This is a genomic window from Xanthobacter autotrophicus (assembly GCF_029991245.1).
In the GTDB taxonomy this organism is placed as follows: Bacteria; Pseudomonadota; Alphaproteobacteria; order Rhizobiales; family Xanthobacteraceae; genus Xanthobacter; species Xanthobacter autotrophicus_C.
In genome coordinates this window covers 32,908-55,181 of the sequence record NZ_JAIVFO010000010.1, presented here as the reverse complement: position 1 = coordinate 55,181, position 22,274 = coordinate 32,908, and the positions used below count along the sequence as shown (strand labels likewise).

The following is a 22,274-nucleotide window of genomic DNA, read 5'->3' as shown; positions in this document are numbered from 1 at the left end:
CCCTGCCCTCCCCCGCAAGCGGGCGAGGGTTCAGCGGTGGTGCGGGGTGATGGCAGCCTTCTCACCGGAAGCGATACCCCCGCCCCTCACCCCCGCCGGCGGCTGCCCGGCTCCGGCGGGGGGCTGCCCGAGGCCAGCGCACGGGCCTGGCCGATCCAGTTCTCCCGCTCGATGCGGCCGGGAAAGGCCAGATAGCTGCCCACCCAGGCCGCCTCGTCCGGCGTCCAGGCGGCGATCTGGCGGACATGATAGATGCCGAGCGCGTTGAGCCGGCGTTCGTTCTGCGGGCCGATGCCCTTCAGCAGCTTCAGATCGTCCGCCCCTTCCCCCTCCGGCGCGCCAAGGGTGGGCGGGCGCACGCCGGGATGGCCGTCCGGTCCCTTCTCCCGCACCACCGGCGGCGGGGGCAGCGGCAATGGCAGGGGCTCATCGTCGGGCTCAGGCGGCAGGGAGGCGAGATCCGGGCTCAGCCCAAGCCGGGAGAACAGGTCCGGCTCCCGCGGCGCCGGCACGGGACGCGGCGGCAGGTGGAGCGGCTCGCCCGGAACCACAGGGTCCCGTGCGCCGTCATGGGGGCCGGGTTCGGAGGGCGGGGCCGAAACCGAGCGCGCGGCCGGCGGCACATGCGCCCCGCGTTCGCCCGCCTCGTGCACCGGCAGCCGGCCCGTGAACGCGGCCACGGGCCGCGCCCCGATTTCGGTGAGAGCTGCGGCGCGGCGGCGGCCGAGCTTGAAGCCCAAGGCAAGCCCCAGCAGGAAGGCCAGGGCCAGAAGCAGCAGGACTTCGATGGTGAAGGCCGTCATGCACGCCTCCCCGGGTTCAGCCGGCCGAGCGCATAGCCGGTGGCGAGGCCGATTCCCACCGCCCCCAGAAGATAAGGCCACAAGGCGATGGTGAGATAGATCACGGTGCGCGCTCCTTCACCTCGAACTCGATGCGGCGGTTCAGCGCCTTGCCCGCCTCGGTGTCGTTGGGCGCCAGCGGCTGGCCGGCGCCGAAGCCCGCCTCGCTCAGCCGATCGGCGGCGACGCCGGCGGTCACCAGATAGGCGAGCACGGCGTTGGCCCGCGCCTCCGACAGGCGCTTGTTGAACTCGGCGTCCCCCACCCCGTCGGTGTGGCCCAGGATGCGCACCACAGCGGTGGGACATCGCTTCAGCGCCACCGCGAGGCGATCGATCAGGCCCCGGCTGTGCCGGTCGATCTCGGCGCTGCCGCTGGCGAAGCGGATGGTGCCGCGCGCCAGAAGCTCCCCCACCTGCCGGCCGCAGGCGGCCGTATCCGCCGGCGGCGGGGCGACCGCCGGATCGATGGCGGTCTCCACCATGAAGGGCGGGCGCACGGCCCGCTTCAGCTCGGCGTCCATCTCGCTCGCGGCGGCCGGGGTCAGGGCGGTGCCGGTGAGGCGCAATTGTCCGTCGACGATGCTGATCTCCCCCGTTCCCGTGCGGGACAGCTGGGTCAACGCCGCCAGCGCGGCGGGCAGGAAACCGTCTGGCGCGCCGCCGCCCACGGCCGATACATCATTCACCTTTTCGCGCAGGAAGTCGCGTTCCAGCGCCGCGCGGATGGCGGCGTGGGCGGCAGCGTCCGGATAGAAGCCGGAGACGGTCAGCTCGTCCCCCTCCCGGCGAACCGAGAACACATAGGGCGAAATGGTGGGCGGCTCGAGGTCGTCCGCCACCACGCTCACCCCCGGGGGCGGCGCCTTCACCGCCTGCATCACATTCAGGAAGGCGACGGAATCGGCCGCCTCCCCGGACAGCGTCACCTGGGTGCCCGCCACGTCGGCCGCCCCGGTGCGCAGCTTGACGAGCTGGCCCACGGCGAAGCTCGCCGTGCTCGCCCACACTTCCGGCGCCGGCCCGCCGGAGGCGAGCTGCATGTCGTCCGAGACCGGCACGCCGGGGAAGGCGGCGCGGGTGGCATCCACCAGCAGCCGCCGCGCCTCCTCCGACGGCGCATAGCCGGACAAGCGCACCGCCTCGGTGAACCGTTCGATGCGCCAAGTGAAGGGCGCGGCGCGTGGCGGTTCCACCGCGAAGCGGGTGATCTGGAAGCCGTCGGGCGGCGCGCGGCGCTGGGCGAGCAGCTGGTCGAAGGCGGGGAAGCTCGGTGCCGCCCCCTCCGCCGCGATGGTGCTGTCGGAGAGCGTCACCCGGCCTTCGGGCAGTTGGGCCAGCACCTGGCCGGCGAAGCGCACCGCCTTCAGCCAGAGCGCCGTGGCCGGCGCGCCATCGGCCAGCCGGGTGTCGTCCTTGATGCCGATGCCCGGCACCGCGGAGGACAAGGCCACGGCCACCTCGCTGCGTGCCTCCGACGACGGCACGAAGCCGCTGAGGCGCAGCACGGTACCGTCGCGCACCGCCGACCAGAAGAAGGGCGAGGCCACCGGCGGGCGCACCGCGAAGCGGGCCAGCACCATGCCATCCGGCAGGGGGCCGAGCATGGTCCGGGCAAGGGCGTCATAGCTCGCAAGGTCGCGGGCACGGCCCTCGATGCCGATGGCCCCGTCGGCGAGGGTGATGCGGCCGGACGGCAGCTTCCTGAGCTGCACCAGGCCGAACGAGACCAGGGCGGCGAAATCGCCGGGCGGCGCGCCGCGCGCCCGCACCAGGCGCTCCTGGCCCACCACCTGATCGCCGCCGGCGCGGGCGGCCGCGACGATGCGGGCCAGCGCATCCGCCGACGGCACATGGCCTTCGAGGGCGATGGTGCGGCCATCCTTCACCGCGCTGAAGGTGAAGGGCCGGCGCTCCGGCAGGATCGTGGTTGCATCATGCACCACCCGCACGCCGAACAGGCCGGAGAGGGAGGCGCGCACCTTGGCCCGGGCCTCCTCCGCCAGCGCCTCGCCCTCCAGCGTGGCGTCGCGCCCTTCGAAATGGGCAGAGGCCCATCCCTCCCCGGTGCGGGCGAGGATGTCCGCCGCAGCCGAATCGAGGTCGGCCTCGATGGGGCCGCGGGCTGCGGCAAGGGTGAAGGCGCACAGCACGACGAACGCAGCGAGGCCCAAGACCAGCGGCCACAGGCCCGGCCACCCCGTGCCGCGCCCTTGCTCAGGCCCGCGTTCGCGCCCATCCGCCGAAGCCATCCGCTCGTTTCTCCCTCACGCGGGCATGTGCTGCCCCGGGTGGAGCCCGCGGGCGTCGCCCACCCGGCATTGGTCGGGGGGACTTCAGCACACTTCTGCGACGAACCGGAAGCCTCCCGCCGGAGAAGGGGCGAGCGCTCAAGCGGCATCCTGCCGCAACGCAAGACGCGCCACCCTCCGGCAGGAGGATGGCGCGTCCAGGTCGAGATGCACAAATGCGGCGGCAAAACCCGGCCGATGGGGCTTCAGAAATCGCGCGAGACGAAGAGCAGCACGCGATTGGCCGAGACCGACGACAGTGCCGGCGAGAAATCCGTGACCAGGTAGCTCGAAGCCGAGTTGTAGGTGTAGTCGTACTGCAGCGCGATGGTGAAGTGCTTCACCGGCGCGAAGGCGAGATAGCCGCCGAGATTGTAGTTCTTCCCGCCCGACGCGCCGTAGAAGGACTGCGCTTCCAGATCGTTGAAGTCATAGGCCGCATAGCCGCCGAACAAAGCGCTGCTCCACTTCTCGTTCCAATTGTGCAGGAGCGAGGCGGTGACGTTCCAGCCCGACACCCGGGAAAGGCCGGTGAGGCTCATGAAGGCGTCCGGCGGCGAATAGCTGCCGGACGGGTCCTGGAGGCCGAGATAGGCCGTGGCGCCGTCCGCATAGGCGGACTGGAGATAGAGCGTGTCCCCCTCGCCGAGCAGGGGCAGGTTGAACATCACGCCGCCCTGAAGCGCATAGCCCCAGTCCGAGTCGGTGGACGAGATGGTGTTCAGCAGCGACACCGCCTTGACCTGGTGGAGCGCGCCGGAGAGCTGCGCCGAGCCCCACTCGCCCTCATACTTCAGGTTCGCGACCACGTCCGGCACGCTCTGCCCGGCCAGATAGTCTTCGTCGGAAAACGTCGCCGGATCGGCGGCGAGGGTTCCGGACTGGCGGTCGGACGCATCCTCGAACGAGAGGGTGGCGCTCAGGCCCTTGGTGAATTCGTAGGTGTAGGCGATGAGGTTGAGGCGGGTGTCGTCGCCGATGGTGCCTGGGTCGGTGCCGAGCACGTTGGCGTTGGCGTAGAAGTCGAAGAAGGACTGCGCATGGCCGAAGGTGAAGCCGGCGAACTGGACATAGATGTTCCAGACCTCAAGCTCGGCCTTGTTCGGGCCATCGGACCACGGGTCCGACGAGCGCCAGCGGAACCGGGTCTCGAAATAGGAGCGCAGGGTGCCGTAGTCGGTCTCGGTGCGGGCGTCGAGGATGAGGCCGCCGGTGGCCACCGAATAGCTCTTGTCGTTCTCGGCCGGATACTGGGTATAGGTATTGTAATAGCCTTCTGCCCAGGCATAGCCGCCGACGCGAATGCAGGTGTCGGTGCCCGGAATGTAATAGAAGCCCTCGCCCTGCGCAGTGCAGGCGCGCATGTACGCATCCTTGGCCTTGACAGAGAGCAGGTCGGCCGCCCGCGCATCCTGCGCCGGACCGACCATCGATGCCAGCCCGAGCAGCGCTGCGGCCGCGAGCGGTGCCCGAGCGCTGCCGATCGTGGGGCAGAACCGAGCATAAGCCATGGAACGCGCCATTTGGTCCCCCATAACGATACAAAGTATCTTTAACGTCGCCGCCCACCCCTTGCAAGGGTCAGAAGCGGCCTGATCGATTTTGTCGCGGGGTGCGGCTTCCCAAACGGCGCGGGCCAAGATGTTATGAAATCGACAGACCGCCAGCGGAGCCCACCCGCAGCAACGCGCCGTGACGCACCCCAAAGCGCACTTGATGTCTGTGATCCAGCGACGTGAGTCTGGCCCGCTCCGCGCGCCGCACCTTTCGCTGACGACAATGGCAAAATGCAATCTCGATTGAAATACCGCAGATGCACTATTGGATTATTATAATTCCAGATACTGCCATTACTTACCCAGCGTAATTCAAGGTCGAGACAAAGAAAAGCGTCAAGACAAAGAAAAAGCCCCGGTGGTTTCCCACCGGGGCCTCTTTTGAAATCTTCGCTTGGAGCGAGGATCAGAAGTTGCGCTGCACGCGCACGCCGCCCGACCAGATGTCGGTGGAGCCGCCAGCGAGCGTGTAGCCAGTGGCCGGGTAGCCGTTGGACACGCCGCCCGTGTAGGCCGAGTAGTAGCCGAGCGGGGCCGAGCCATCGACCTTGCTGTAGATCACTTCCGCACCGATATCGAGGTTCTTCACCGGCGACCAGACGGTGTTCACACCGACCTGCCACAGGTTGAAGTCCAGGGCGGCAACAACGTTGTCCGGAACCTCGTAGGAGATGTAACCGGCGTAGAGCGCCGAGCGCAGGCCGGGGGTCCAGTAGTGGCGGAACTGACCCTGGAGGCTCCAACCCTTGGTCAGGCTGGTATCACCCCAGGAGTTGACCGCCACCGCGTCAGCCACGGTGTAGAACGCGCCAGAAGCGGTAATGAAGCTGCCGACCTGGTTCAGGTCGATGGAGCCGACGCCCACCGCACGACCCTGGGCAGTGCCGGAGAGGCCGAGGTAGTTGGCCGCGCCTTCTTCATAGCCAGCCTGGAAGAAGATGCTGTCACCCGCGGCGATGAAGGGGAGCTTGAACTCCACCGTGCCGCCGACAGCCCAGCCCCAGGAGTCGCTGGAGGTGAGGCCCGGATAGAAGCCCGCGTAAAGCGGAGCGGTGACCTGAACCTGGTGCAGGGCACCGGAGAGCTGGGCCGAACCCCAAGCCTGGTCGATGCGCAGGTTGGCGACGATGTCGGGCGCCTGCTGGCCAGCCTGGTAGTTGGTGTAGCCGAGACCGGTGCCGATCGTCGTGCTGCTGATGGAAGCCACGGTGCTGGCGCCGGCCATCTGCACGCCGGTGGTGCGGTTGGCGGCGTCTTCCAGCGACAGGGTCGCGGAGAAGCCGTTGCCGAACTGGGCGGTGTAGGCCGCAAGCGTGGTCCAGGTGTTGGAGCCCGCATACGGGGTGGTCAGCATGTAGTTCAGACCCGTGTCGAAGAACGACTGGGTATAACCGAACGTGAAGCCGGAGAACTGGATGAAGGCGCGCTCGAAATACACGCCCGAGCCGGAACCGGCGTTGGTGCCAGTCTGCGAGTTCCACTCGGCGCCGAAGCGCACGTAGGAGCGCAGGGTGCCGTAGTCGGTCTGGGTGCGGGCATCGAGGTCGATGACGCCGCGGACGCGGGTCAGGTAGTCGCTATCGTCAGAATCCTTGAAGGGGTAGGCAAAGTTGCCCACGCCCGGACCACTGAAGATGGTGCCGGCGGTCGACGAAATCGCCGGGTTGAAGGTGCCGACAGCGTTCACATACGTATCGAAGCGGGCGTAGCCGCCGATCTTGATGCAGGTGTCGGTGCCGGGGATGTAGTAGTAGCCCGCGCCGTAAGCGGAGCAGATCTTCACGTATTCGACTGCCTTCGCCTTGACAGGCAGATCGGCGGCCTGGGCTCCAACGACTGCGACGAGACCTGCCGCGCTACCGAGGAGAAGGCTCTTCACCATCTTCATTTTAGACCTCCAAGTTTGATCGAGGGAGCGAGTTCCGCTTCGCCGGTGCGGCTGCACCCCGAGAGGGTTCTTGCCCCGATTTCCCACTGCGTCCTCAGACCCCCCGAACACGCAGTGGGCGACCGGGGACTGCCCCCCTTCGTCGCAGTGCCAACATACAAAAGGCGAAACAGTGATCAATCAGAACGGTACCGTTCACGTCACCCAACGTCCGCTTTTCCGCCGGGTGTTGCAGGAATAGCACTCCACTGACAACCTACCAAAATACCTATTTTACCCCCTGCGCAGATCCCGCCCTAACCCATTTAACGTTATGATCCTTATCTATTTTTGGTTTGGCGAGCCGCACCGCAGCACGGATTTCAAGCCGGACCTTTCGGGCGGTAGCCGGCTCATGAGACAGGCCCCCGTGGGCCTGGGCCGTCAGGTCTCACCTGTGGCGGAATCTGGACCTCCGAAAAGTGTGCCATTTTCGCCGCGAAGCGCTGCGGTGCATGACTCTCACTTGGGGTTGGATGCGGCCTGATCAGGCGGTCCGTCCGGAGAATCAGCATCTTTTTACCGTCCCGTCTGCAGGTAAACAGATGCTCCCCGGGGAGCAGGCCGGAGCGGAAGCCGCTGTCCGGCGACGCTGGCGACCCCGGCGATGCGGTCGATTCGCCTTGTCCCTAGGGAATGCCCGGTGCCGGGGAATGCCGGCTTGCCGGCCCGCGATCCCAATGCCGGCACGCGCCGTGCTGCCTCCTGCAAACCTCCGGGCGCGCGCGCAAGGGATCACCGAAGATTCGCGTCGCGGCGGCCACGGTCCGCTGGGGAGAACAGGCAAGGGAATGGTCATTCGGCGCACCGCCGGGGCGATCGCCAGATGCGGGGACGGCCCCGCGCCCCACCCCGGACCCATCGGGCTCCGGCGAGGGAAGAAGACCTGCGAGGGAAGAAGACCTGCCGGCGCCCGGGGCGCAGCGGGCTTCCCTTCAGTCCGACCCAGGACGCGGCGGCGCCCCGCGCCCGGCGGCTGGGGCGACCGGCGTGTTCTCGTTCTTGAATCGAGAGGACGATTCACCGATCGAATCGCGCTCTGGAGCGTTTTCGAGCGAAGTGGATACCGGTTCGCGTAAAGAAAACGCGTCAATACAAGACTCTAGAGCGATTGCCGTGAGCCAAGGCGAAGGGAAAATGCTCTGGAGCATGTTCGGCAAACACCGGTTTGCCGGACATGCTCTAAACCTTTGTTTCATCGCAATTCCGGACCCAAACCGCTTCGCACTTTTGCTGGAATTGCTCTAGATCTTGTGTTCGTAAAGCAGGCGGGCGCGGATCGTCCCTTCGATCGCCCGGATGTCGGCGAGCACGCCCTGGCTGTCGGCGGTGGAGGCATCGGCATCCAGAACCACGTAGCCCACGTCCGCGTAGGTCTCCAGATACTGCGCGGCGATGTTGACGGAGTGGCGCGCCAGCACTTCGTTGAGCCGCCCCAGCATGCCCGGCAGGTTGCGGTGAATCTGGATGAAGCGGGTCCCCGTCGGGCGGGCCGGCAGTTGCACCTGCGGGAAATTCACCGCGCCCATGGTGGAGCCGGCGTCCGAGTAGTCCACGAGCTTGCGCGCGACTTCGGCGCCGATGCGCTCCTGCGCCTCCTCGGTGGAACCGCCGATGTGCGGCGTCAGGATCACGTTGTCGAGGCCCTGGAGGGGTGAGACGAAGCGCTCGTTGTTGGAGCCCGGCTCCACCGGGAACACGTCCACCGCCGCGCCGCGCAGGCGGCCGTCCTTCAGCGCCTCGGCGAGGGCGTCGAGGTCCACCACCGTGCCGCGGCTGTTGTTGATGAGGTAGGCGCCCGGCTTCATGGCGGCGATCTCGGCGCGTCCGATCATGCCGTGGGTCGCCGCCGTCTCGGGCACGTGCAGGCTCACGATATCGCTCTGGGCGAGCAAAGCGTTGAGGGTGGCCACCGGCTCGGCCTGGCCGTGGCGCAGCTTGTCGGTGTGATCGTAGAAGATCACCTTGAGGCCCATGGCCTCGGCGAGGATGGAGAGCTGCGAGCCGATATTGCCGTAGCCGACGATGCCGAGCGTCTTGCCGCGCACCTCCACGCTGTTGGTGGCCGACTTGTCCCAGCGGCCCTCATGCGCGGCGTGGGAGCGGGTGGGGATGCGGCGCAGCAGCATCACGATCTCGCCGATCACCAGTTCGGCGACGCTGCGGGTGTTGGAGAAAGGCGCGTTGAAGACCGGCACGCCGTGCACGCGGGAGGCGTCGAGGTCCACCTGGTTGGTGCCGACGCTGAAGCAGCCGATGGCGATCAGCCGGTCCGCCGCCTCCAGCACCTCGGGCGTGATCTGCGTGCGCGAGCGGATGCCGAGGATGTGGACACCCTTGATGGCTTCCTTCAGCGCCTCGCCGTCGAGCGCCTTGGGCAGGCGGACGAGGTTGGTGTAGCCGGCAACGGTCAGCAGCTCCACCGCGCTGTCGTTCACGCCTTCGAGGAGCAGCACCTTGATCTTGTCCTTGGACAGGGAGAGGTGCGGCGTGGGAGATGGGCTGTCGTGCACGATCGCGGCGTCCTTCAGCAATGGATGAGGCCTGGGCCGACGACCGCGTAACAGGACGCGCGGCGCAGCTCAATGCTGCCGGCAATTTCGGCAGCGATCCTCAGGGTTGGCGGATATTTAGCGCTTTTTGCCGCGGGCCGGTGCCCCCCGTCGCTGCGACACTTCGGCCTTGCGCCCCGCGGACACCGCCCCTGCGGGGCCCTTCGCCCTGCGCGGCTCCGGGGCCGCCGGACGGCATGACAGGAGCGCGAACCGCCTGTTGCGACCCGTTGCGGCCGGATAAATTGGCTGAACCGTCAACGGCTTGGCGGAATGAAATGGCGGAGACGGAGTCCGAACTACCTTGTAGTCTGGACGGGTCAGATCATGGCATCAACCCATTGCGGATATGGTCTTCTCCGAGGTGACCAAGCCTTGACGGTTCACTAAGTGTCTGGAAATGTCAGTTGCGCGCTGGGGCAGATGCTAGGGCAGCGCTGGGGCAGGCATGGGACGCGAAACCAAGAGGCTGACCGCGCGGACGGTTGCGGCGCTCACGAAGCCGGGCCGGCATGCGGATGGCGGCAACCTCTATCTGTCCATCTCGGCGAACGGCGGAAGGCGGTGGATCTTCCTCTACCGGTGGGACGGGCGGCAGCTTGAGATGGGGCTGGGCTCGGCCCGCGACGTGTCGCTGGCCCGCGCCCGTGAGCTGGCGGATGCGGCACGCGCCCAGCTCGCCGAGGGCATCAGCCCGCTTTCCATCCGGCGCAGCGAACAAGTCATCCCCACCTTCGGCGAGGCGGCCGATGCCCTAGTGGATGACATCGCTTCCGGCTTCCGGAATGAAAAGCATATCGAGCAATGGCGCATGACGCTGAAGGACTATGCGGCGGCGCTCCGGGGCAAGTCGGTTGCGGACATCTCCACCGAGGACGTACTCGCGGTTCTGAAGCCGCTCTGGCAGACGAAGCAGGAGACGGCTTCCCGCCTTCGCGGTCGCATCGAACGGGTGCTGGACGCAGCGAAGGCGAAAGGCTTGCGCTCCGGCGAAAACCCGGCCCGCTGGCGCGGTCATCTCGACGCCCTTCTGCCCAAGCGTCAGAAGCTCCAGCGCGGTCACCATGCGGCCATGCCCTATTCGGACGTGCCCGCTTTCGTGAAGCGCCTGCAGGCCCTCTCCGGCTCCACGTCGCTCGCCCTTGAATTCCTGATCCTGGCGGCCGCACGTACCGGCGAGGTCCGCGGCGCAACGTGGGCCGAAATCGACCTTGAAGCCAATGTGTGGACCGTGCCGGCGGCGCGCATGAAGGCCGGAAAGGTCCACCGCGTGCCCCTCACCGGCGCAGCGCTGGACGTTCTCGAACGGGCGAAGGCCCTCCAGCCGAGGCCGGAGGGCACCGCGTTCCTTTTCCCCGGCGGGAAGCCAGGCAAGCCGTTGTCGGTGATGGCGCTGGATATGCAGATGCGCCGCCTCAAGTCGGAGGTGACGGTTCACGGCTTCCGCAGCTCCTTTCGCGATTGGGCCGGCGAAGAGACGGCATTTCCTCGCGAGGTAGCCGAGGCTGCATTGGCGCATACGGTGGGCGACGCGACCGAGCGCGCCTATCGCCGGGCTGACGCGCTTGAGAAGCGCCGGAAGCTGATGGACGCTTGGGCGTCGTTCGTGGGCGGTGGAGATGGCGCCAACGTGGTACCAGGCGCAGGGATAGAAATTGCCCTGTCCAATCTGGACGGGGCATCGTGAAGCGTGGGGCTAGGCCGGCCAGCCGAAAGCCGAGAGCGCACCCTCGGTGCCCCACGCGCCATCTGGTGCGGAGGCGGTGCGCGCTGTGGACAATCGAGAGCACGGAACAGATCAGCAGGCGGATGCCGGCAATCCGCAGGGCGGGGAATGGCTGTCGATTCCCGAGGCCATTGGCTGGATCCTTTTCCATGACCTCGAAGAGGCACGAAAATGCTCGGGCAAGTCGTCTAGTTGGCTGTCGTTGACCTATGCTTTTGCGAAGAGAGGCGTTGATGGGCCTGCCCCGGTGATGTCTCTGGAAAAAGCAGAGGCCGGTCTTTTAAAGGCCCTGCAGGAAGACCGGGTCCTGGCCGAGGCTGAACGGGATGGCGGCAGGCGGTCGATGATCCCGCCTCGGGTATGGAAGCTGGTGAAATTCTCCGAAGCCCCCGACCCATGGTGCGCGAGAAGTCAGGACGGGAAGACGCTGCTGCGCCAGATCCTCGTGAGCGCCGACATGCTGGTGAAGGCCTTCGCCAAGGGGTCCGAGCCATCTGGCGACGGGCGAGGGGTCGGGGCACCCCCGAGTGAAGCACCGACCACAGGCGATGATGAGGTGGGGGCCGAAGGCCAGAGCGCGCTCGCCCTGAGGCCGGGCAAGCGGGGCAGGCCAGTCGTCCACGACTGGCCGCCCTTCTATGCCGAGGTGAGGCGGTTTTCCGCGGAAGGGGGCGGGCAACTCATCCAGGCCGATGTTGAAAAGCACATGGGCGAATGGTGCGACGAGAAAATCTCAGGAAGCGCGATCCGGGAGCACGTCAAATTGGCCCTCGCCGGCAACAAGCCTCCCGTCTCTGGAAAGTGACGCGTGGCGGCCGGCGGACGAGGCCAGACCTCAGGACTACGAGCACCCGCCGCGCCATATCCGGGCGACCTGGAGATGGCTCCTCAAAAATCGTGTTCCGCAGGTACCCCCTGCTACACTTGCTACGTTTGCTACGGTTTGAGGTAGCGCGGTATTGAGCGTAGCAACTGTAACAAGTATAGCAGGGGGCAGCGCAGCAGCTACAACGTTAACAAGCTGCGCCGCTTAATCTTGCCGGGGCAGAACCTATGGCTTCTGCGCAGTGCGATCGACAATCTCGAAGACCCACTCGCGAAGGCGCTCAGGCTAACGCACCTTAAAAGATTGGTCCGTAGTTGCTATTTTAGCCACTGGCCTTGAGGGGCGTCGCATTTATCGCCTTTGCAGGAAATAAGACGCTTATACCCTGTATTGCATTTATCTCTATATTGCTCAAAATGATCTGATTTCACGGCAGCAATATCTATTTTCAAGTCAACCCACGATCTGCCTTCATGGGATTTACGACGAGGGGTCCAAGTATAAACGCTAGCTCCGCCGGGTTCGCCGCCAACTCCCACGACTGAAGCTCTTTTTCCGGACCGCGGAACGATTGAAGTTAAATTAAATCGTGCGGCGCAGAAAACATACCCTGAAGGCATGTGAATAGACTGGTATGACTCTTCGCCTTTTCTTAAAAATGTCGATTGCGAGCCAAGTCCTCCTAGCCCGCCAACCACCCATAGAGGCGCCCCAAAATATACCATGGCAAATAACACGAGGGGCCCGGAGACCGGATTTGCAATACCATCACCTACTTCATCAAAAATAGTCGCTGGGCTCTGAACTGGATTGATTCTTTTCTGAAATAAAATTATATCGCTGGTGCTTTGTGCTATCGATGGCGAGCTATTTGCAGCGAAAATAAATGATATTGCCGTTAAGATCGTAGCGACTTTCCTCATGCCCCACCCCTCTCGAGCTATCAGGATCCGACAGCCAAGTTTAACACGGAGCAGAAGACACGTGTAGCCACTCCGGTGCTTAGAACGCCTAACAAAACCCTCTGACGGTTTGATGATACCAGCATCAGGCGCACGCTTGCAGAACTGCTCTATGAGTTGCGAGGGCTGCGCGACGGCGTTTCTCCCCCGAAAGCCAATGCACTTGATGTGCAGGCCGCCCGTGAGGCTATTGCCAAAACCCCCGGATAGACCGGCCCCCTCTATTTTCTGTCCCTTAGCCGCACCCCAGGCCCGTTGCCGTTCTGCTCGATGAATAGAACGCCGGCAGCTTCCAGGGGGGCACGGATGGCACGCTGATCGCGCTCGGCGTCCCGTAGAAGTCGCCTCGCGCCATTGTGCGCAAGGTCCGAACAGCAGATCACCGCGAGCCTCAACCCTTGCTCTGGCAGGACGGTGCGCCGCCGCTCGTCATAAATCCGACGCTGCTCGCCGCGCGAAATGCCGGCGGCGGTAATCCGGCGGTCAAAGAACGGCACCGGCTCATCATGCTGGCGCTCGTGATATTCCACCACAAGGCCAAGCTCGGGATAGAAGGCATCCACCGGCAGGCGGACGCACCTACCGCTCCGACCCGGATCGCCCAGGAGGAACGGGAAGCGCCATTGTCGCTGCGCCTTCAATCCGAGGATGCGGTCGCACAGGCCGATCACATAGGCTTCGTCGCTGTCGCGTCGCGATGCCATGGGCTCAATCCGCCTTGCGCAGCCTGACGCCTGGCTGTCCATGGTTCAGGAACTCGACGCCGACTCCCTCGAGGGCGATCTGTACCTTGCGAACCGTCACGGCGCCGCTTGTGATTGGCTCGGCACCCCGTGCCTCCATGTTTCGGATCGTGTTGATGCTCACCCCCGACTTTTCGGCGAGCCATTTCTGCTCGACGCCCGCTAGGGCGCGCGCGGCGCGAAGCTGATTTCCGATGCTCAAGGTCATGTTAGGTGTGATACCTAACTTTCTGGTTGACAGCAACATGGGATAAGCGTTTAGGTACTAACGCCAGATTAATGGCGTTGGCACCCAATCGAAGGCGCCCACCATGCCCAACCTCTCCCAGATCATGCGCCGCGCCTGGTCGCTCCTGCGGCAGTCCATGGCGCCCTATAGCCGGCCCACCTTCGCGAACCACCTGCGGCAGGCATGGGAAGAGGCCCGCAACGCCCCGGTGACGCCGTGGGAGGTGTTGCAGCGCTACGTGTCGGTGCCGCGCGGCTCCCACCGCGCCGAGGTCATCCGCCGTGCGGAATGCGCCCTGAATGCCGCCCGCATCACGGCGGCGAGCTATCGGAACGCACCCGAGCCCCGCGACGCCTACGCCGCCCGCAAGCGCAGCGCCGACCTCCAGAGGCTCAACGCCCTCGAATTGATCGTGCGCGATGAGAAGGCCGCCGCCGGCATCGCGGCCACCTACTCTGCCAAGCGCGACGGCGATGGCTTCGCTCTGAAGCGCAACGGTGTCCAGTTTGGACGCCTCACCGGGCCGGCCGGCGCGCTCACCTTCACCACCGACGACGCCGCCCTCGCCGAGCGGGCGCGCACCGCCTTCGCATCGTGGGAGGACTTCCCCGCCGCGCTCGCCAAGGTGCGCGCCGCCGACGAAACCCTTCGCCTGTCCCGCATCGCCTGATCCCGCCACCAGCAGGAGGAACGTCTATGCCGCTTCCCATCTGGCGCCAGTGCCCGGACCTGATGGTCCGCCTCACGACGGCGCAGAACCACCCGGCCAACGCCCGCATCGACATCATGACCTTCGCCGGCATGTGCGACAGCCGCGATGAGCTGGAGCGCCACGTGGAGCGCTACGAGCGCGCCGCCGCCGAGTTCGTTCCGCCCCAGCGCAACTGCCGCAAGGCCGCCTGACCGTCGGGGCGGCGGCTCCGCCCCTCTGACCTCTTCCAACACCACCGGAGAACACCAATGCCGAAGCCCACCGCGGCGGCAAACGCCGCCCCTATGCCTGAACCCACCCGCCGGGCCTTCCTCAAAGCCGGCGGCGCCCTCGGAACTGTCGCCGCGCTCGCGGTGCCGGTGGCCGTCCTCCCGAAGGCGGAAGCCGCAGAGCAGGCCGATGCCGCGCTCCTCGCCATGGGCCGCGAGCTTGAAACCCTGTGGGAACGCGAGCGCGGGCTTGCCGCCGAAGGCAAGCGCCTCGACGCGCTGACTGAGCAGACGCGCCCCGCGCCGGAGCCGAAATTGCTCGCCTACCAGCGAGGCGGCAAGCGCCTTCTCGAGGAGAAGGGCGGCCGCTTTTGGGTTAACTATCACCTGTACGACTGGTTGCGCGCTTACGGCGCGACATGGAATTCGCCGACCCTTCAGCAGCAGTCCGAGGTGGCGCAAGTGCTCGCGGCCCTGGAGCGGTGGGACACCGCAGGCCGCGAAACTGAGCGGGCAATCGGCGAGACAGCATGCGATGAAGAACACGACCGTGTGACAGACGCGATCAGCGCGCTTTGCGACCGGATCGTCGCCGAACCGGCGCGGACGCCGGCCGGCTTGGCTGTGAAGCTGCGTGCGCTGGACTGGTGCTATCCCGACAGCTCCCATGCAGCCGCGATCAAGGAGCAGATTGATGATGAAGACGAGGTGACGAGCGTCCGGCTGACGGCCAGCGTTCTTGCCGACACCCTTCGCCTCCTCGGCCAGGGAGGCGCTCATGTCTGAGCCCAGCCCCACCCGTCGTGCCTTGCTGAAAGGCGCTGCCATCACCGGCGCCGCTCTGCTAACTATGCCCGGTGCCGGTTCTACCCTGGAGCCCGATCCTGTCTTCGCCGCCATCGCGGCTCATCAGGAGGTCATTGCCGGCCTGAAAGTCGCCCTGGACCGCTTCACCATCCACGAGCTGGCCGGCGGCAAGTACGATGCTCCAGAAATCGAAGCCGCCGTTGGTGCCGCGCACGACCGTGACTTCGCCGGCCTCTGGGGCGTGATCGATACCGTCCCGACCACCGCCGCCGGTGTCGCTGCATATATCGATCACCTGACCGGCAAGGATTGCTTCGGCGGGGTGATGATCGAAGAGGCAGAGTTCCAGGGCATCATGACGACCCTGCGTGCCTTCGCCGCGAAGGGAGCCGCAGCATGACCCGCCGCACCTCTGCCGGCCGTCCCGCTCCGAAGGCCCGCACCATCCCTTTCGAGCACCAGCCCGAGCTGCGCGCCCTGATGATGTTCCCGACGCTGCCGCCGGGCCACATGACGTTTCCCGTCCCGGATGACGCCTTCTATCCGCACCTGCGCCGCGGCGAGTTCGCCGTGGTCGATCTTGCGGACCATCAACCGGCCGAGGGCGAGCTGTTCCTGATTTCCTTCACCGACCCGCGGGTGGAGAGCGGGCTGGCCTTTGATCTGTGCCTGATGCGAAGCCGGCCGAGCTACTACCGACCGGACCGTGGCTGGCTCTCCCTGTCTCTTCCACGCGAAGAGGGGTACGAGCCGGCGCCCATGTGGTCCGCGTGCTTCTGGATTCCGCCGGAGGATCCGGCCGAGTACGCCGCCGTGCTGCGCTCCGGGCACATCGGCACCAGCGAAGGCCCCTTCACCACGGAACACGCCGCCGAGAAGCTGGTGGGGCGCGTCGTGGGGGTGTGGGTGCCGGGGGCGGAACAGCGCGGCAAACCCAGTGGAATCAACGGCTCTGCGAAGGTTTCTAAAAGGCCGGCAAAAGGCTTCTAATTCCGCTCTCGAATTACAGACCAATTGCAATCCTTTTACCGGCCGACAGGGCAGAAAAACTAAGTCATCGTCATGGCAAGTCAGGTCGCTTCCACAAGAGCACTGGCGGTCATGAGCGAGGATCAAATGCACAACGTCGCCCATACCGATGGAGAACGCGGGAAGGCTTCCGCGGCAGAGGTCAATACCAAGGAATATGACGCGCTCGGCCCGAAGAGCGTCGCGAAGCGGGTGGGCGTCAGCCTCAGCACTGTGAATCGGGCCATCCGCGACGGCAAGCTGAAGGCGAAGAAGTACGGCCGGCGCACCCTCGTCCTGCGCACCGACCTCGATGCCTGGCTGCACAGCCTGCCTGCCGCCTGAAAACGCGAACACCCGACGCTTGCTGAAGGCGCCGGGTGCGGAATGTCGCGTCGAAATCCATTCCCGCCAAGGAAGAATTCTATGTCCACTTCTATACCATGCGCCCGCCGTACGGGCAAGCGCCCGCCGCCCACCAGCAGCGCGAAGCCGGCCAGTGCCATCCCGTCTCCCCTTCACCTAATCGCCCATCGCCTCGCATCGAACCTTGGTATTCCGTTCAGCGTCGCCTTGGCTCACGCGCAGGCCGCTGGCCTTGGTCGCGAGGTGCAGTGATGGCAGCTCGCATCTCCAATCCCGGTCGCGTTCGCCGCGTTGTCACCCCCCATCCGGGTGGGTGGATCCAGATCAAGGAAGAGCGCCAGCACCGCTACCGCATCTATGTGATCCCCGACAGCCTCACGCATTTCCAGTGCCTTGTGGTGGACCACGAGCGAGATAGCGGCGGCTGGTTGGAAGATGAGCACGCGAGCTTCGGCGGGGCGTTGACGACGGCGCTGCGGATCAATCGCGATCCCCAGCACCAGGCCTTCGGCGCTCCGATCATCACCGAGATGGGCGACGGGGGTGTCTCGTGAGCCGCATCGCCTTCCTTCCGGTTCGCGCAATCCGCTCCGCTCGCCGCGCCTTCATCGGCGCGTCGGTCACGGTGGTGATGGAGGAGGACGGCTGGTCCGTCCTCCAGCGCCGCGGCACCTACCCGGTGAGCCGCACCTATTTCCCGACGAAGGATGAGGCCGTTGCCCTCGCCGGCCGCCTCTACTCCGCCGAATACCCACCGCCCGCCGAAATCCTGGATGTCATCTGCGCCGCAGATGGCAATGGAGCCGCAGAATGATCGACCCCAAGGCCTTGGCTCACGCCCTCGGGGGCGAGGCGCGCGGCAATCATGTTGTCGCCCCCGGTCCGGGTCACTCCCGCAAGGACCGCTCGCTTTCCGTCATGGTGGATTCCACTGCCCCGGACGGCTTCGTCGTGAACAGCTTTGCGGGAGACGACTTCCGCGAAGCGCGCGATTACGTGAAGGGGCGCGCCGGCTTCGGCGATGGCAGCTTCGTGCCGACGCCACGAGAGCACCACCAGCCGGTGGAGAGCTGGCGCCCCATCGTTCCGGTCCCGGAGGATGCGCCGGAATTGACCCCGGAGATGATCGAGCGCGGGTGTCCGGTTGGCTATCGCCCCAGCGGCGCCTGGCAATATGTCGATGCCAGCGGCGCCCTGCACTTCCTTGTGGCGCGCTTCGACGCGGAAGGCGGGGGGAAAGAAATTCGCCCCTTCGCCCTGTGCGAAGGACCGGGCGGACGGAGCGAGTGGCGCAACAAGGCCGTGCCTGAAAACCGCATCCTCTACGGCCTGCCCGCTCTCGCCGCCCGCCCGGCCGCCCCGGTGCTGGTGGTGGAAGGCGAGCGGACTGCCGACAGGGCGGCACAGCAGCTCGCCGACTATGTGGTGGTCACCTCCGCCGGTGGATCGCAGGCCGCGGCCAGGTCGGACTGGAGCCCGCTCGCCGGGCGCAGCGTCACCATCTGGCCGGATAATGACGAAGCCGGCGCAGCCTATGCGCAGGCCGTGGCCGACCTCGCCGCCGATGCCGGCGCCGCGAGCGTGCGCATTGTGGCGCTTCCGGCCGGGCTGCCGCCCAAATGGGACCTTGCGGACCCTATCCCCGCCGGCATGCCGTGGGCGCACATCGAAGCCGCATTGAAGGGGGCCAAGCCGGCGCCGAAGGATAGTCCGCTTCCTCTGTTCCCGCCGCTCGCAGCGCCCGAGCTCTATCCCATGGACGCCCTCGGGCCGCTGGCGGAGGCGGCCCGCGCTATCGCCCGCAAGGTGCAGGTGCCCGATGCCATCGCCGCACAGTCGGTTCTCGCCGCCGCCAGCCTCGCCGTGCAGGCGCATTGCGATGTTCGCTTGCCCTTCGGCCAGGTGCGCCCGCTCTCCTGCGACTTCGTCACCGTAGCCGCCTCCGGCGATCGGAAAACCTCCGCGGACAATGAGGCCCTGTGGCCGGTGTACCGGCATGAAAGCAACCTGCGCGAAACGCACATCGCGGCGATGGAGCAATACCGGATCGACCACACGGCATGGAGCGCCGAGAAGCGGCATATCGAGACGAACAAGAAGCTGGCCCATGCGGACCGCAAGCATGCGCTTTCCATGCTCGGCGCCGAGCCGGAGCGCCCCCTTGCCCCCTTCATCGTCACCGGGGACCTGACGCCGGACGGGCTGACGAAGAACTGGCCGTGGGCGCATGCGGCGCTCGGGGTGTTCACGGCGGAAGGCGGGGTGTTCACCGGGTCGCACGGCATGTCGGAAGACAACCGGCTGCGCACGGCCGCCATGCTGTCCGAGCTGTGGGACGGCAAGCCGGTGAAGCGCATCCGGGCCGGCGACGGCGTTTCCATCCTGCCCGGTCGGCGGCTGGCGCTCCACGTCATGGTGCAACCCCACGCTGCCGCCACCTTCCTTGCCGATCCGGTGCTGCGCGACCAGGGGCTTCTGTCGCGGGTGCTGGTGGCGGCTCCGGCCAGCATTGCCGGCACCCGCCTTTATCGCGAGACGGCCCCCGAGGATGACGCCGCCATCCGCAGCTATGGCGCCCGCATCCTCACCATTCTGGAGAAGCGGCCGCCGCTCGCCGATGGCACGCGCAACGAGCTGACGCCGGCCACGCTGGAGATATCCGCCGAGGCCGCCACCCGGTGGCGCCAGTTCTTCAACCATGTCGAACAGGCGCTGCGGGGTGATGACGAATTCCGCGGCATCCAGGACTTCGCCGCGAAGGCGGCGGAGCACGCGGCCAGGATTGCCGGGGTGCTCACGGCCTATGCGAACCTTGATGCCGAGGAAATCGGTCCGGAGGCAATGGATTGCGCCATTGGCCTGATGGACTTCTATGTCGGGGAAGCGCTGAGGCTTCACGCGGCGGGGCGCACGAACCCCGACCTGCTGATGGCGCAGCGCCTGCTGGACTGGATGCGGGCGGATGGCGCGGAGCGGGAACCGATGGCGTTTCGGTACATCCTGCAACATGGCCCCGGCCCGATCCGGACCAAGGAAACTTTGGAGCGCATTGTCTCCATTCTGATGAAGCACGGATGGGTGCGGGAGACATCCAGCCGGCCCCGCATGCTCATCGCAGTGGGGGAGGCGTAAGCCATGGGATGGGCTCCATTCAAATGCGCGAAAACGCGGGTGCCCCCTGCTACAGTTGCTACAGTTGCTACACTCAATACTGAAATACCTCAAACCGTAGCAAACGTAGCAAACGTAGCAGGGGGTACCTGCGGAAACGTAAAATTCCCGGTGCCTCTCGATGAGGTTGCCGCCCTGCATGCGCGGACGGTTGCGCGCCTGATGAACGCGGCGGGACTGGCCCACGCGGAAGCCGAGCGTCGTGCCGTGGCGATGGTCGCGGCCGCGCTCAGGAACGACCCCCGGCTGGTGCCGCACCAGAACGACCCGCTGAAATGCCTCGTGTGCGGCGGGACGGGCCGCGAGGGTCCACCCCTTCTTCCCATCCTCACCCCAAAACAATGGGTCAACCTGTGGCTTTGCCGTAGCGCGTGTCACGCGACCTTCCGGCAGCAGCAGGCAGCACGTGTCGCGGAGCTGATGCGCTCGGCGCTTCCCGCCTCCACCACCATTGCGAGGCCCTGATGGCGACGCTCGATATCGAGAAGCTCCGCAAGGTCCGCGGCCTGATGACCGGTGGCGCGACCGAGGGCGAACGGGCTGCCGCCCGCTCCCGCGCCCAGGCCATCGCCAAGGCCGCCGGCATGACGCTGGAAGTCGCGCTCTCCAAGTTGGACACGCCGGCACAGCCGAAGCCCCGGAGCTTCTTCGACGGCTTCGACGAATGGATGGAAGCGAAGGAGCCCGGCTACAAGGCGCGGGAGGCGGCCAAGCGGGCGGAGCGGAATGCCCGCGATGCGCGGCGCCGCGCTGAAGTGCTGGCCGTCTATGGCTCGGAAGCCGCCCTGTTCGCCCGCACCGAGCGCGAGGCGCTGCTGGACGCCGCCATCGCGCCGTTAGCGACCTGGGATCACTGGACCGACGATACCGGCACGGTGCACCGCTTTGCCAAAACCCTGGACGGCGTGGCCAGCGACTTCTGGAACGCGAAGGGCATCACGCCGGCAATCCGCGCGGCAGTCATGGGCGCCTATCCGTGGCCCATTACGCTCGTCGAAGCCCTCGCCGAGGTGAAGGAATGGGATCAGCTTCGGTGGGATCGCGGACTGTTCTGCAGGTCCGGCGAATGGAACCCCTACCGCGAAGTGAATTGCCGCGTCACGCTGCTCGAAGACGAGCTGGAGACTGGCAGGCCGGCGGCGACATGGGACGATGTGCAGGCTCGGTTCGACTGGAAGCGGTATGTCTACGAGCGGACCTATGTCGATCCCACCCAACGCGAGGAGCCGTTCCTCGAGCGGCTGGAAGCCGACTTCGCCTTCCTGCGGGCAAATGCTCAGGTGCCGCCCGCCGGGCCGGAAAGCAACGCCGCCAACGGTTCTCAGGCCGCTTCCGTTCCGCAGCCCGCTATTCGCCGCACCAACGCGGACAAGAGGGCCGACGTGCTCGCCTGGCTGCGGGAGTATCCCGAGCTTTCCGACCGGGAGATTGCCCGGCGGGCCGGGGTGTCGCCGCAGACGGTGAACACCCATCGGCGGCAGGCTTCTGCGGCGGCTTCCAAAGCCAACAAATGTGAACATTCGGGATCGGTCGGATGAGAACAAATGAGAACATCCCACCGTCATCCCATGATGACAGCAAATGACAGGTTCGCGGCCCGTATTTCGCGAGCTGCGACCATGACAAATGATGACATCTGCCACCTTGGAGAATCCACGATGCAGGGCACCCGCATTTCACTTTTCGCCACGCTCCTGCGCACAGTCGCGGACTGGGCCAGCATCCGCCATGGGACGCCGAAGCCTTCAGCCCGCGCCGAGCGCCGGCGCCGTGCCAGGCAGCGGTTGAAGAACCGCGCGGCGCTGGCCGACCTGTATCAGGCCGCCGCCCTGGACCTCGGCGCGCAGGTGGAGGGACTGCGCCAGATGGTGGACGAGTTGAACACCGAGCGGCACGGCATGATCCGGCGGGCGGATAGCCTCGAAGGGGCGGTGAACGACCTGCTGCAGCGAAACGTCGACCTGATGGGGCTGTGCGCGACGCACCAGCACCAGGCCGAGCACTGGCGCCGGATGGTGGAGGCTGAAGATGGGCCTTCGAATAAACAATTCGGAAATATTCTGCAATGAACCGTCTAGACGTGTCCTGACATCTATTTGAAATGCAGTCATCCATATCAGATTTCGTGTCTCCGTAGTACAATAAAGCAATCGGAGGCCAACATGGCGACGCGAAACACTGAAGTTTTCAATTTACGCTGCTCTGGCGAGTTCATGGCGGCCATCACCGAGGCGGCCGCTCGCAAGAACCTGACGCAAAGCGAATTCGCCCGCCGCGCCATCGCCCAGCACATCGAGCGTACCGGCGTGAAGCCGCCGCAGGCTCCCCGTACCCGAAAGAGCAGGTGA

At 66.1% G+C, this 22,274-nt stretch carries 24 protein-coding genes; 16 read left to right on the top strand and 8 right to left on the bottom strand.

All coding sequences use genetic code 11. From position 1 onward, the window contains the following. Positions 1–86: 86 nt before the first annotated feature. The 4 genes from K9U41_RS23845 to K9U41_RS03740 form a co-directional block, all read right to left on the bottom strand. Positions 87–803, bottom strand: coding sequence for a hypothetical protein (locus K9U41_RS23845; RefSeq protein WP_349237827.1), 717 nt, complete (start codon positions 801–803; stop codon positions 87–89). A 100-nt stretch (positions 804–903) separates the two neighbouring features. Then, positions 904–3,093 (bottom strand): OmpA family protein, encoded by a 2,190-nt coding sequence (locus tag K9U41_RS03750; protein ID WP_282639523.1) that lies wholly within the window; start codon positions 3,091–3,093, stop codon positions 904–906. A 245-nt stretch (positions 3,094–3,338) separates the two neighbouring features. Continuing rightward, positions 3,339–4,562, bottom strand: coding sequence for a porin (locus K9U41_RS03745; protein ID WP_282639524.1), 1,224 nt, complete (start codon positions 4,560–4,562; stop codon positions 3,339–3,341). A 532-nt stretch (positions 4,563–5,094) separates the two neighbouring features. Then, the gene (locus K9U41_RS03740; protein WP_282639522.1) at positions 5,095–6,576 is read right to left on the bottom strand and encodes a porin; all 1,482 of its coding nucleotides are present in this window, start codon (positions 6,574–6,576) and stop codon (positions 5,095–5,097) included. 1,029 nt (positions 6,577–7,605) lie between these two features. On the opposite strand from K9U41_RS03740, the gene K9U41_RS03735 reads away from it, so the two are divergent. Beyond that, complete coding sequence (locus K9U41_RS03735) at positions 7,606–7,863, top strand: hypothetical protein (RefSeq protein ID WP_282639521.1); 258 nt, start codon at positions 7,606–7,608, stop codon at positions 7,861–7,863. Here the strand turns inward: K9U41_RS03735 and serA are convergent. Next, entirely contained in the window at positions 7,860–9,128 is a 1,269-nt protein-coding gene (serA, locus tag K9U41_RS03730; protein ID WP_282639520.1) for a phosphoglycerate dehydrogenase, read from the bottom strand. The genes K9U41_RS03735 and serA overlap by 4 nt on opposite strands. A 487-nt stretch (positions 9,129–9,615) precedes the next feature. On the opposite strand from serA, the gene K9U41_RS03725 reads away from it, so the two are divergent. Both K9U41_RS03725 and K9U41_RS03720 read left to right on the top strand, forming a co-directional pair. Then, positions 9,616–10,854, top strand: a complete 1,239-nt coding sequence (locus tag K9U41_RS03725) for a tyrosine-type recombinase/integrase (RefSeq protein WP_282639519.1) — start codon at positions 9,616–9,618, stop codon at positions 10,852–10,854. An 85-nt stretch (positions 10,855–10,939) separates the two neighbouring features. Continuing rightward, on the top strand, positions 10,940–11,698 hold the full coding sequence (locus tag K9U41_RS03720; RefSeq protein WP_282639518.1) for a hypothetical protein: 759 nt from the start codon (positions 10,940–10,942) through the stop codon (positions 11,696–11,698). Between the two features lie 338 nt (positions 11,699–12,036). Here K9U41_RS03720 and K9U41_RS03715 read toward each other — a convergent pair whose 3' ends face one another. The 3 genes from K9U41_RS03715 to K9U41_RS03705 all read right to left on the bottom strand — a co-directional run bounded on the left by K9U41_RS03715 (position 12,037) and on the right by K9U41_RS03705 (position 13,632). Further along, complete coding sequence (locus K9U41_RS03715; protein WP_282639517.1) at positions 12,037–12,642, bottom strand: hypothetical protein; 606 nt, start codon at positions 12,640–12,642, stop codon at positions 12,037–12,039. A gap of 260 nt (positions 12,643–12,902) precedes the next feature. After that, positions 12,903–13,385, bottom strand: coding sequence for a hypothetical protein (locus K9U41_RS03710; RefSeq protein ID WP_282639516.1), 483 nt, complete (start codon positions 13,383–13,385; stop codon positions 12,903–12,905). 4 nt (positions 13,386–13,389) lie between these two features. After that, a complete protein-coding gene (locus K9U41_RS03705) occupies positions 13,390–13,632 on the bottom strand; it encodes a helix-turn-helix transcriptional regulator (RefSeq protein WP_282639515.1) in 243 nt (80 codons plus the stop codon). A 103-nt stretch (positions 13,633–13,735) separates the two neighbouring features. On the opposite strand from K9U41_RS03705, the gene K9U41_RS03700 reads away from it, so the two are divergent. The 13 genes from K9U41_RS03700 (at position 13,736) to K9U41_RS03640 (ending at position 22,274) form a co-directional block, all read left to right on the top strand. Further along, positions 13,736–14,323 (top strand): hypothetical protein, encoded by a 588-nt coding sequence (locus tag K9U41_RS03700; protein ID WP_282639514.1) that lies wholly within the window; start codon positions 13,736–13,738, stop codon positions 14,321–14,323. Between the two features lie 26 nt (positions 14,324–14,349). Further along, positions 14,350–14,556, top strand: a complete 207-nt coding sequence (locus tag K9U41_RS03695; RefSeq protein ID WP_282639513.1) for a hypothetical protein — start codon at positions 14,350–14,352, stop codon at positions 14,554–14,556. 57 nt (positions 14,557–14,613) lie between these two features. Beyond that, complete coding sequence (locus K9U41_RS03690) at positions 14,614–15,360, top strand: twin-arginine translocation signal domain-containing protein (protein WP_282639512.1); 747 nt, start codon at positions 14,614–14,616, stop codon at positions 15,358–15,360. Continuing rightward, positions 15,353–15,781: a hypothetical protein gene (locus K9U41_RS03685; protein WP_282639511.1), complete on the top strand. Its 429-nt coding sequence runs from the start codon at positions 15,353–15,355 to the stop codon at positions 15,779–15,781. Before K9U41_RS03690 ends, K9U41_RS03685 begins: the two co-directional genes overlap by 8 nt. Next, the gene (locus tag K9U41_RS03680) at positions 15,778–16,371 is read left to right on the top strand and encodes a hypothetical protein (protein WP_282639510.1); all 594 of its coding nucleotides are present in this window, start codon (positions 15,778–15,780) and stop codon (positions 16,369–16,371) included. The genes K9U41_RS03685 and K9U41_RS03680 overlap by 4 nt, the downstream gene beginning before the upstream one ends. A gap of 111 nt (positions 16,372–16,482) precedes the next feature. Next, positions 16,483–16,734 (top strand): helix-turn-helix domain-containing protein, encoded by a 252-nt coding sequence (locus K9U41_RS03675; protein WP_232847451.1) that lies wholly within the window; start codon positions 16,483–16,485, stop codon positions 16,732–16,734. A 272-nt stretch (positions 16,735–17,006) separates the two neighbouring features. Then, positions 17,007–17,309 carry a hypothetical protein gene (locus tag K9U41_RS03670; protein ID WP_149576387.1) on the top strand — a complete coding sequence of 101 codons (303 nt, stop codon included), beginning with the start codon at positions 17,007–17,009 and terminating at the stop codon, positions 17,307–17,309. Then, a complete protein-coding gene (locus K9U41_RS03665) occupies positions 17,306–17,569 on the top strand; it encodes a hypothetical protein (RefSeq protein WP_282639509.1) in 264 nt (87 codons plus the stop codon). The genes K9U41_RS03670 and K9U41_RS03665 overlap by 4 nt, the downstream gene beginning before the upstream one ends. Then, entirely contained in the window at positions 17,566–19,887 is a 2,322-nt protein-coding gene (locus tag K9U41_RS03660; RefSeq protein WP_282639508.1) for a YfjI family protein, read from the top strand. The genes K9U41_RS03665 and K9U41_RS03660 overlap by 4 nt, the downstream gene beginning before the upstream one ends. Positions 19,888–20,037: 150 nt before the next feature. Continuing rightward, on the top strand, positions 20,038–20,391 hold the full coding sequence (locus tag K9U41_RS03655; RefSeq protein ID WP_282639507.1) for a hypothetical protein: 354 nt from the start codon (positions 20,038–20,040) through the stop codon (positions 20,389–20,391). Further along, on the top strand, positions 20,391–21,464 hold the full coding sequence (locus tag K9U41_RS03650; protein ID WP_282639506.1) for a winged helix-turn-helix domain-containing protein: 1,074 nt from the start codon (positions 20,391–20,393) through the stop codon (positions 21,462–21,464). Before K9U41_RS03655 ends, K9U41_RS03650 begins: the two co-directional genes overlap by 1 nt. A 120-nt stretch (positions 21,465–21,584) precedes the next feature. Further along, complete coding sequence (locus K9U41_RS03645; protein WP_282639505.1) at positions 21,585–21,995, top strand: hypothetical protein; 411 nt, start codon at positions 21,585–21,587, stop codon at positions 21,993–21,995. Between the two features lie 93 nt (positions 21,996–22,088). Continuing rightward, on the top strand, positions 22,089–22,274 hold the full coding sequence (locus K9U41_RS03640) for a ribbon-helix-helix protein, CopG family (RefSeq protein ID WP_282639504.1): 186 nt from the start codon (positions 22,089–22,091) through the stop codon (positions 22,272–22,274).

Bases quoted from the DNA above. Each gene is read 5' to 3' on its own strand.
- K9U41_RS23845 (WP_349237827.1), bottom strand. From the start codon at position 803: ATGACGGCCTTCACCATCGAAGTCCTGCTGCTTCTGGCCCTGGCCTTC.
- K9U41_RS03750 (WP_282639523.1), bottom strand. From the start codon at position 3,093: ATGGCTTCGGCGGATGGGCGCGAACGCGGGCCTGAGCAAGGGCGCGGC.
- K9U41_RS03745 (WP_282639524.1), bottom strand. From the start codon at position 4,562: ATGGTCGGTCCGGCGCAGGATGCGCGGGCGGCCGACCTGCTCTCTGTC.
- K9U41_RS03740 (WP_282639522.1), bottom strand. From the start codon at position 6,576: ATGAAGATGGTGAAGAGCCTTCTCCTCGGTAGCGCGGCAGGTCTCGTC.
- K9U41_RS03725 (WP_282639519.1), top strand. From the start codon at position 9,616: ATGGGACGCGAAACCAAGAGGCTGACCGCGCGGACGGTTGCGGCGCTC.
- K9U41_RS03715 (WP_282639517.1), bottom strand. From the start codon at position 12,642: ATGAGGAAAGTCGCTACGATCTTAACGGCAATATCATTTATTTTCGCT.
- K9U41_RS03710 (WP_282639516.1), bottom strand. From the start codon at position 13,385: ATGGCATCGCGACGCGACAGCGACGAAGCCTATGTGATCGGCCTGTGC.
- K9U41_RS03705 (WP_282639515.1), bottom strand. From the start codon at position 13,632: ATGACCTTGAGCATCGGAAATCAGCTTCGCGCCGCGCGCGCCCTAGCG.
- K9U41_RS03700 (WP_282639514.1), top strand. From the start codon at position 13,736: ATGCCCAACCTCTCCCAGATCATGCGCCGCGCCTGGTCGCTCCTGCGG.
- K9U41_RS03695 (WP_282639513.1), top strand. From the start codon at position 14,350: ATGCCGCTTCCCATCTGGCGCCAGTGCCCGGACCTGATGGTCCGCCTC.
- K9U41_RS03690 (WP_282639512.1), top strand. From the start codon at position 14,614: ATGCCGAAGCCCACCGCGGCGGCAAACGCCGCCCCTATGCCTGAACCC.
- K9U41_RS03685 (WP_282639511.1), top strand. From the start codon at position 15,353: ATGTCTGAGCCCAGCCCCACCCGTCGTGCCTTGCTGAAAGGCGCTGCC.
- K9U41_RS03680 (WP_282639510.1), top strand. From the start codon at position 15,778: ATGACCCGCCGCACCTCTGCCGGCCGTCCCGCTCCGAAGGCCCGCACC.
- K9U41_RS03675 (WP_232847451.1), top strand. From the start codon at position 16,483: ATGAGCGAGGATCAAATGCACAACGTCGCCCATACCGATGGAGAACGC.
- K9U41_RS03670 (WP_149576387.1), top strand. From the start codon at position 17,007: ATGGCAGCTCGCATCTCCAATCCCGGTCGCGTTCGCCGCGTTGTCACC.
- K9U41_RS03660 (WP_282639508.1), top strand. From the start codon at position 17,566: ATGATCGACCCCAAGGCCTTGGCTCACGCCCTCGGGGGCGAGGCGCGC.
- K9U41_RS03650 (WP_282639506.1), top strand. From the start codon at position 20,391: ATGGCGACGCTCGATATCGAGAAGCTCCGCAAGGTCCGCGGCCTGATG.
- K9U41_RS03645 (WP_282639505.1), top strand. From the start codon at position 21,585: ATGCAGGGCACCCGCATTTCACTTTTCGCCACGCTCCTGCGCACAGTC.
- K9U41_RS03640 (WP_282639504.1), top strand. From the start codon at position 22,089: ATGGCGACGCGAAACACTGAAGTTTTCAATTTACGCTGCTCTGGCGAG.